This window comes from Sphingopyxis sp. RIFCSPHIGHO2_12_FULL_65_19 (assembly GCF_001830555.1).
In the GTDB taxonomy this organism is placed as follows: Bacteria; Pseudomonadota; Alphaproteobacteria; order Sphingomonadales; family Sphingomonadaceae; genus Sphingopyxis.
Genome location: NZ_MIAM01000026.1, coordinates 82,962 through 91,723, shown reverse-complemented (window position 1 = coordinate 91,723; position 8,762 = coordinate 82,962). Strand labels below are relative to the sequence as shown.

The following is an 8,762-nucleotide window of genomic DNA, read 5'->3' as shown; positions in this document are numbered from 1 at the left end:
TGCCGACGACGCCCTTCGGCTGAAACACGACCTCGGCCTTCGCGCCGAGCAGTCCGAGCGGAAAGGTTGGCTTGCGCTTCTCACCCTTCGCCCAGCTCGCCATATGCTTCTTCGCATGTTTGAGCGCGCTGACCGAGGGCATGATGTCGGTCATCAGCGTCTGTTCGCGGCTGCGATGCCCGAAATCCTCGCTCACCGCCTTGGCAAAATCCTCCGCATTATCAACAAGCATCGCGATCGCGCGGTCGATGCGGTCGGTGCGGACAGCCAGACTCTCGGGCATCGCGGCAGTGAAGCTGGCTTTTTGCGCCGCCAGCACTTCGCGCATGCGCGCGGTTTCGCCTGCCAGATCCTGTTTGATCGCGGTAGCCATGACCCATCTCCCCTTTTCGACTGGCGCGACTTCACCATGCCCCGCAGCCGGTTGCAAGTTGAAACCTGCATGGGCTGCGCGACCCAGCGGAGCCACGGCTCGGTCTCAACGGCAGGGCATCTGAGCCGCGAGGGAAAGGAGACGGTCGCGAAACGACCGGAAACGGACGCTCTTCTCCCCTCCCGCTTGCGGGAGGGGTCGGGGGTGGGCATTGACGGTGCGATGGCCCACCCCGCTGCGACTAGCCAGCAAGCTGGCAAGTCTCGCTGCCCCTCCCGCTTGCGGGAGGGGATGGTCACGTACCTCCTAAATGGCCGCTCTCCACCCCAAAGCCGCCCTTCCGCTCCCGAAAAAGCGCTGTCCCACATTATCGCGCCGTGCCAGCCTAAAGACACAGTTTCGATGCCCACATATGGGGCTTTTGGGGCTTTAAGCGGCGATCTGCGACAAACGGCTTCGCGCAAGGCCAATCCCCCTTGCCCTCCCCCGCCCGCCGCGCCACGGTAGGTCTATCAGACAGGGGAGATTTCATGCGTAAATTGGGAATGGTCGCGGCCGCGACGCTCGCGCTGCTCGGCACCACGGCCTATGCGAAAACCACCGTCATCTATGCCGGACGCGTCATCACCGATGCCGCCAGCCCTGCCCAGGGGCCGTCGACGATCACGATCACCGACGATCGCATCACCTCGATCGCCGCCGGGCGTGGGGCCGCGCCGGAGGGGGCGGAAATCGTCGATCTGGGCGACAAGACGCTGCTTCCCGGTCTGATCGATCTCCACGTCCATTTGACCGGCGACCCCGGCGACGATTATCGCGCCGCCGCCGTCGATCCCGACGAATGGGGCGTGGTCGTCGGCGCCAAGAACGCTGCCATCACCCTGCGCGCGGGCTTCACCACCGTGCGCGAGGCCGGATCGGCACAATATACCGCCTATGCGCTGCGCCGCGGGACGGCCGCCGGCTTTATCGACGGGCCGCGGATCGCCGCCGCCGGTCCTGCCCTGTCGATCATCGGCGGGCATGGCGACGTTACGGGGTTCCGCGAGGATATCCACGATGTGCTCGACACCGGCTACACCTGCACCGGGCCGCTCGAATGCGCCGAAAAGGTTCGCAAGGCGTCGCGCGCGGGCGCCGATGTCATCAAGATCACCGCGACCGGCGGGGTTCTTTCGCAGCAAGGCCGCGGGCTCGAGGGTCATTTCACCAGCCCCGAATTGCAGAGCATCAGCGACACCGCCCATTCGCTGGGACTGAAGGTCATGGCGCACGCGCATGGCGCGGGCGGCATCACCGCCTCCGCCGCGGCGGGGATCGACAGCATCGAACATGGCACCTTCGCCGACGATGCGACGCTGAAGTTCATGAAGGCAAAGGGCACCTATCTCGTCCCGACGCTGATGGCGTTCGAGGGCATCCGCGAACGGCTCGGCAAGGGCATTTATACCCCGACGGTCGAGACCAAGGTCCGCATGACGCTGGGCGACGTCGGCAAGGCGGTGACGCGCGCCCGGGCGCTGGGCGTCCCCATCGCCTTCGGCACCGATGCGGGCGTGTTTGAACATGGCCGCAACGGGCAGGAGTTCGCGCTGCTCGTCAAATATGGCCTGACCCCGCGCGAGGCGCTGGCGAGCGCGACGACGGTCGCCGCCAAGCTGTTGGCGCTCGACAGCGAAATCGGCCGGATCGCGCCCGGCATGTCGGCGGACATGATTGCGGTCAGCGGCGATCCGCTGAGCGACGTGACCGCGCTTGAAAAGGTGGACTGGGTGATGGTGCGCGGACGGATCGCCGACTGACCGGCGCGCTTCAGGCGGCGCGGCGGATGCGTCCGCGCGCCGCCGCGGCGATCTTCGGCCCGATCAGCGCGTCGATATCGACCGCGACGGCGAACTGGACCCCCACGCGGTTGCCGGCCGACCAGCGCGCCTCGGCATCGAGCGAATGGTCGGGCCCGAATTCGAGCGTCAGCGGTGTCCCCGGCGGCACATTCCACAATCCTTCGATCAGCGCGCCGCGCGACGACATGTTGCGGATGATCGCTTCATAACGATAGCCGCCGCTGCCGATCTGGATCGTGCGAAAGGTGGTCAGTCGTGCCTCGCGCGAACTTTTGTAACCGTGCGCCACGGCGCGCCCGCCGCCCTCGCGCAGCAGTGCCAGCACCTCGACCAGGTCCATCGGCTTGCCATAGATATAGCCCTGGACATGGCTGCACCCCAGCCCGCGGATCAGCGCCAGGTCGTCGTGCGTCTCGACCCCTTCGGCCGTCGTTTCCATCTTGAGCGCGGTCGCCAGACCGACGATCGACGAGATGATCGCAGCATTCATGCTGCTGGGGTCGGCGGCGCCGAGGACGAAGCTCTGGTCGATCTTGATCTTGTCGAACGGCGCCTTCTTCAGATAGCCGAGCGCCGAATAGCCGGTTCCGAAATCGTCGAGCGCAAGGCGCACGCCGGTGCGTTTCAGCTTCTGGAACATTTCAAGATTTTCGGGGCTTTCGTCGAGGAACACCCCTTCGGTAATCTCCAGCTCCAATTGCTCGGGACGGATGCCCGCCGCCGACACCGCGCTGATGATCGTCGCGGGCAGTTTTTCGTTGGCGAACTGGCGCGGCGAAACATTGACCGCGACGCGGTAGCCGGGGCCAAGATGCGCGATCGCGGCGCACGCGGACCGGATGATCCATTCGCCGATCGGCACGATCAGGTTCGATTCCTCGGCGATCGGGATGAACTTCGACGGGCTGATCAGCCCTTCGGACGCGTGGTGCCAGCGGATCAGCGCCTCGAATCCCGAAATCCGTTCGCTGCCGACATCGACGATGGGTTGATAGAGCAGCCGAAGCTCGTCCTTCGCCAGCGCGTCGCGCAGCGCATCCTCGATCGCCTTGCGCTCGCTCGCCTGGTTGTGCATCGCATCGGCGTAGAAACGATAGACGCCGCGCCCTGCGTCCTTGGCGGCATAAAGCGCAAGGTCGGCGTTGCGGACCAGCGCCGACGCGCTCACCCCCTGCCCGTCCGACACCGCGATGCCGATCGACGACCCGATCCGCACTTGCTCGCCCTCGATTGCGAACGGCTTGGCAAGGCTGAGGATGATCGCGTTCGCGATGCCCGCGAGCTTTTCGGGCTGGGCCATCTGCGGCACGACAATCTGGAATTCGTCGCCGCCGAGCCGGCCGACCTGTCCCTTGTCGCCGACGATCTGGGTCAGTCGCCCCGCGACCTGTTGCAACAATTGGTCGCCCACCGGATGCCCCAGCGTGTCGTTCACCGCCTTGAAACGGTCGAGGTCCATCAGCAGCAACGCGCAAGGCTGCGGTTGCCCGCTATGGCTTTTCAGCGCGCGTTCGAGCAGGTCGGTGATATGGCGCCGGTTCGCCAGGCCGGTCAGCGTATCGTAACGCGCCAACTGGTTGATTTCGCGCTCTGACCTTTTCTTGTCGGTCAGGTCGGTGCCGCTGCCGCGAAATCCCTGGAAATTGCCGAGTTCATTGCTGATCGGATGGCCCGAAATCGACCACCAGCGTTCTTCGCCCGGCACCGCCGCCTGCACCGTCAATTCCTTGAACGGCGTGCGCGACGACAGGCTGAAACCCAGTGTGCGCTCCTCATTTTCGTCATTGCCGATGCGTTTGCGGATGATGTCGGTAAAGGGCTGGCCCAGCACGTCCGCCAACGGCAGTTCGAGCCGCGCCGCGACGGTCGGCGAGATATAGACGAGCCTGCCGTTGCGGTCGGTTTCCCAGAACCAGCCGCGGCCCGCGCGCTCGAAATCGCGCATCAGGTTAAGCGCCCGCTGCTGGTCGCTGACGCGTGTCCGCGCGGTGCGCGTGGCGCGGCGCTGATGGCGGATATCCTCGCGCATCATCACGATCAACAGGCCCAGGAAGACGAACCCCGCGACGGCGAACGGCCAGGATGCGACGCCGATCGCCCCGCCCAGCGCGGTCGCGCCGGCAAAGGCGAAAAAGACCGGGCGAACGATGGCCGCGGCCGAAGCGGCGACGAGAAGCGACCCGATCTGGATCGCGGTAAAGGCATCGAAATAAGGCCCGCCGTCGGGGACTGCGAGCGCGCCAAACATCGCCGCGGCGCTGCACAGCGTGCCGAGCGCGATCAGCGCCAGACACAGCATCGCCAGCAAGCGCACGCGCTCGTGCGCGATCGGCCGCGACCCCCGCATCGCCTGCCCGATCACCGTCAGCACCAGGTCGCACGGCAAGCCCGCCGCCATCACCAGCCATTGTCCCGGTCGGTCGAAGAAACCGGCGAGGCCGGGCAGGAACGCAAGGGCTACGAACGCCATGACGCGGCCGACCAGCACATAGTGCCACAGCTTTGCCACCCGCATCAGGTGCGCGATGAACTCCGGTGAATCGAACAGCGGGTCGCCGGGTGGCAAGGCGCTGTCCGCCGGCTTGATCAAGTTACGCCGAACCCCCAATGTCCCGATTTTCCCTGCTGATCCAATGTGCCCCGCAGTGGCAAGATAGCCCTTTCCAAATCCTTACCGCGCGCGCGCCATTGCCGCCGATATTGTGCCAAAACGGAAGGGGTTTGGTTTCGGTTCGCAACTTGTTATAACCCGGTGATGCCCGCCGTCCGCCTTTTCCCGCCCGACCGTTTCTTCGACCGCAGCGAATGGTCGGCGATCACCCGCGCCTCTTCGTGGCGCGGTGTGTGGCTCGTCGCCCATGCGTGGATCGTCAGCGTTGCGCTTGTCGGGTTTGCCGCGTGGTTGCAGAACCCCGCCGCGTGGCTGGTCGCGGTGATTTTTGTCGGCGGGCGCCAGCTCGGCCTCGCGATCCTGATGCACGACGCGGCGCATGGCGCCTTGCATCCCAGCCGGAAAATCAACAACTTCCTGGGCCAATGGTTGACCGGCGCGGCGGTCGGATCGGATCTCATTGCGTATCGCACCTATCATCTCCAGCACCATAAATTCACCCAACAGCCCGAAGATCCTGACCTGTCGCTGTCGAAACCCTTTCCGACGACGCGCGCCAGCCTTTGGCGCAAGGTCGCACGCGACCTGACGGGACAGACTTTTTTCAAACAGCGGATGGCGCAATTCGGCTTTGCCTTTACCGGCCTGAAAGCCATTTTGCGCGGCGAACAGGGGCAGAAAAGCGGCGCCAGCACGAAAGCAGGAACGCCGTTCAACAAACAGTCCGACGATGGCATGACGTCACCGACGATCGATGTCGCAGGTGCGGTTGCCGTCGCGCGCGCGGTCGGACGGTTCCTGGTCGTGCAGGCGGTGCTCCTTGCCGCGTCGCTCACGCTCTACGGCTGGACGCCTTACCTGCTGTGGCTTGCCGGGCTGGCGACGACGTTCCAGCTTTATTTGCGCATCCGCAACATTGCCGAACATGCCTGCACGACGACGGGCAGCGACGATCCCTTCACCCATGCGCGCACCACCCGTGCCGGTTGGCTGGCGCGCGCGACGGTCGCTCCATATTGGGTGAATTATCACGCCGAGCATCACCTGTTCATGGGGGTGCCCTGCTATCGCCTGCCGCAGGTCCATGCCGCGCTGGGCCGCGCGGGCAAGCATGATATGATGACGATCGCGCCGGGCTATGCGGCGGTGCTGCGACAGGTGACCGCCGCGGGCTGATCAGCCCTCCTGAACAAAGCGCGACCCGGCGCGGTCCTTGACCGTCTTTTCGGGATCGAAGATCATCCCGTTCATGGCAACATAAACGCCAGGCGGCAGGGTCTGTGCCGCCGCCAGCGCGAAACCGACGTTAAACTCGGCATCGCTCGCACGCACCGATGCCGGCTGCATCGCGCCGGTCATCACGATGGTTTTGCCCGCAATCCCCGCGAGCACCCGCCCGGTGACGACCATCGTGTCGGTGCCGTGCGTGACCAGGATGCGCGACGCATCGCTTGCCGCAACCGCGGCGCGAATCGCCTCGCGGTCGGCGTCGCCCAGCTCCAGGCTGTCCTTGCGCATCAGCTGGGTGACGCGGTGCGGCACGTGGACATTATTCTCGCGCAACATGTCGGGGATCGCCGCGGGGCCGATCTGGAATTCGCTGAGCGCGTCGAAATAGACTTTGTCGATCGTGCCGCCGGTGGTGAAAATGTCGATCATGCGCATTCGTCCTGCACCGGCAACGCGGGGGTGCCATCGGGGGCCGTAAAGGGCCGCTTGAAAGTAAACGCATCGGCGACCGGCCCGTTTTCTTCCAGTTGGGCGAGCCGCGCCATGCCTTCGGCGACCGTGGGCCGATGCCCGGCGGGCACCCACCAAAGCACCTGATAGACGCCGATATGGTCGAACCATTCCTTGCGCCGCTTCATGATCGCAAGATGATCGGGCTGGCGATAGACGAAGGCGGCGAGCGCATCGAGGTCGCGCCACACCGACATGTTCGCGATGACGTGCGGATCGTCGTTTACCGGGACGTCGGTCGCGTCATTGCCATCGCCGGTCAGCCGCCACACAAAGCCGTCGCTCGCTTCGGCAATCGCATTCACCGCATCGAGCGCGTCCATGAAGTCGCGATTGGCAACATGCTCAGCGGGCAGGCGGAAACGCGCGATGTTGATCTGCGCCAGTTGGAAAGCAGGTTCAGCGGTCATTCGCACCTCTTCAATTCCGTTCGCATCGAGCGAAGTCGAGATGCCCCTCGACATCACGCCGTCCCGATGGGTGTCTCGACTTCGCTCGACACGAACGGGTTTCCTATGTTGCCTCAGGCAAGCGCCTCGGCGATCAGACGCCGCGTGTTGTCGATCCCGAACAGCGCGATGAAGCTGCCCATGCGCGGCCCGGCGCTCGACCCAAGCAAAGTTTCGTACAAGGCCTTGAACCAGTCGCGCAGATTTTCAAAGCCATAGGCCTCGTCCTTGCCGATCTCATAGACGATGTTCTGGATGTCGTCGGCCCCGGCATCGGCGGGCAATGCGGCCAGCCGGTCGTCGAGTTCCCGAAGCGCCGCGCTCTCGCCGCCTTGCGGCTTGCGGCGGTTCAGCGTCGGCGCGACATAGTCGCGATTATACGCCATCGCATTGTCGATCAGCCCATCGAGTTCGGGATAACGGGCGGCATCGGCGCCCTCGACATATTGGCCGAGATAGCGCCAGATCTGGTCCTTCGACGCATCGGCGCCCATCACCCCGACAAGGTTGAGCAGCAAGCCGAAGGTCACCGGCAGTTCGGTCGCGGGCACATGCTGTCCGCGCGCGACATGGACATGATGCACGGGGTTCCCCAGCTTCTTGTCGCCGTCCTGCGCCGGATAATTGCCCCGCATCTGAAGATATTCGTCGACCGCCTTCGGCACCACGCCGATATGAAGCTGCTTCGCCGCCTTCGGCTCGCGATAGATATAGAAAGCGAGGCTCTCCTCGCTGCCATAGGACAGCCATTGCTCGAGGCTGAGGCCATTGCCCTTCGACTTAGAAATCTTCTCGCCCTTTTCGTCGAGGAACATTTCATAGATCAGCCCCTCGGGCTTGCGCCCGCCCAGCGCCTTGGCGATCTTGCCCGACTGGACACCGCTGTCGGTCAGGTCCTTGCCATACATTTCGTAATCGACGCCGAGCGCAACCCAGCGCATCGCCCAGTCGACCTTCCATTGCAGCTTCGCACCGCCGCCAAGGATCGAATGGGTGATCGTCTCGCCCTCGTCCTCGAACGATACCAGGCCGGCATCGGCGTCGACGATGGTCACGGGAACCTGCAACACGATGCCCGACTTCGGGCTGACCGGAAGGATGGGCGAATAGGTCGCGGCGCGCTCGGCGCGCAGCGTCGGCAGCATGATGTCGAGAATGTCCTGATTGTGGCGCAGCACATTTTTCAGTGCCTCGTCGAACGCACCCGACCGATAGCGATCGGTCGAGCTGACAAATTCATACTCAAAGCCGAATCGGTCGAGAAATTCGCGCAGCATCGCATTGTTATGATGCGCGAAACTCTCATACTTCCCGAACGGATCGGGGATCGCGGTCAGCGGCTTGCCCAGATATTCGCGCAGCATCTCGCCGTTCGGCACATTGTCGGGAACCTTGCGCAGGCCGTCCATATCGTCGCTGAACGCGACCAGCCGCGTCGGTGCGCCGCCCGTCAACGCCTCATAGGCGCGGCGGACCATCGTCGTGCGCAGCACTTCGTTGAACGTGCCGATATGCGGCAGGCCCGACGGACCATAGCCGGTCTCGAACAGCACGGCCTCGCCGCCGGGCTTGCCTTCGGGATAACGTTTGACCAGCTTGCGCGCTTCCTCGAACGGCCAGGCCTTGGACGTTTGCGCGGGTTCGCGCAGGGCGGGATCGAGATGCAAGTCGGTCATGGCTGCGCCCATAGCGGGAAGCGGGGATGAATCGAAAGGCAAAATCGTCCCGGCGACCGCAAACATCGT

6 protein-coding genes and 1 pseudogene are annotated in these 8,762 nt (G+C 64.5%); 2 read left to right on the top strand and 5 right to left on the bottom strand.

Features of this window, described 5'->3' with window-relative positions:
- A pseudogene (locus A3E77_RS08710) lies at positions 1 to 373 on the bottom strand (coniferyl aldehyde dehydrogenase); the annotation flags it as partial.
- A gap of 530 nt (positions 374 to 903) precedes the next feature.
- On the opposite strand from A3E77_RS08710, the gene A3E77_RS08705 reads away from it, so the two are divergent.
- Complete coding sequence (locus A3E77_RS08705; RefSeq protein ID WP_293645013.1) at positions 904 to 2,175, top strand: metal-dependent hydrolase family protein; 1,272 nt, start codon at positions 904 to 906, stop codon at positions 2,173 to 2,175.
- Positions 2,176 to 2,185: 10 nt separating this feature from the next.
- Here A3E77_RS08705 and A3E77_RS08700 read toward each other — a convergent pair whose 3' ends face one another.
- Positions 2,186 to 4,807 (bottom strand): EAL domain-containing protein, encoded by a 2,622-nt coding sequence (locus tag A3E77_RS08700; protein ID WP_293645011.1) that lies wholly within the window; start codon positions 4,805 to 4,807, stop codon positions 2,186 to 2,188.
- Between the two features lie 165 nt (positions 4,808 to 4,972).
- Between A3E77_RS08700 and A3E77_RS08695 the strand changes: the two genes are divergently transcribed.
- Positions 4,973 to 6,004: a fatty acid desaturase family protein gene (locus A3E77_RS08695; protein WP_293645009.1), complete on the top strand. Its 1,032-nt coding sequence runs from the start codon at positions 4,973 to 4,975 to the stop codon at positions 6,002 to 6,004.
- On the opposite strand, the gene A3E77_RS08690 is transcribed toward A3E77_RS08695, so the two are convergent.
- From A3E77_RS08690 to A3E77_RS08680, 3 genes are all read right to left on the bottom strand, one after another.
- Positions 6,005 to 6,487 (bottom strand): asparaginase domain-containing protein, encoded by a 483-nt coding sequence (locus A3E77_RS08690; RefSeq protein ID WP_293645007.1) that lies wholly within the window; start codon positions 6,485 to 6,487, stop codon positions 6,005 to 6,007.
- On the bottom strand, positions 6,484 to 6,978 hold the full coding sequence (locus A3E77_RS08685; protein ID WP_293645005.1) for a DUF3291 domain-containing protein: 495 nt from the start codon (positions 6,976 to 6,978) through the stop codon (positions 6,484 to 6,486). The genes A3E77_RS08690 and A3E77_RS08685 overlap by 4 nt, the downstream gene beginning before the upstream one ends.
- A 113-nt stretch (positions 6,979 to 7,091) precedes the next feature.
- Complete coding sequence (locus A3E77_RS08680) at positions 7,092 to 8,693, bottom strand: lysine--tRNA ligase (RefSeq protein ID WP_293645003.1); 1,602 nt, start codon at positions 8,691 to 8,693, stop codon at positions 7,092 to 7,094.
- Positions 8,694 to 8,762 lie beyond the last annotated feature (69 nt).

Bases quoted from the DNA above. Each gene is read 5' to 3' on its own strand.
- A3E77_RS08705 (WP_293645013.1), top strand. From the start codon at position 904: ATGCGTAAATTGGGAATGGTCGCGGCCGCGACGCTCGCGCTGCTCGGC.
- A3E77_RS08695 (WP_293645009.1), top strand. From the start codon at position 4,973: ATGCCCGCCGTCCGCCTTTTCCCGCCCGACCGTTTCTTCGACCGCAGC.
- A3E77_RS08690 (WP_293645007.1), bottom strand. From the start codon at position 6,487: ATGATCGACATTTTCACCACCGGCGGCACGATCGACAAAGTCTATTTC.
- A3E77_RS08685 (WP_293645005.1), bottom strand. From the start codon at position 6,978: ATGACCGCTGAACCTGCTTTCCAACTGGCGCAGATCAACATCGCGCGT.
- A3E77_RS08680 (WP_293645003.1), bottom strand. From the start codon at position 8,693: ATGACCGACTTGCATCTCGATCCCGCCCTGCGCGAACCCGCGCAAACG.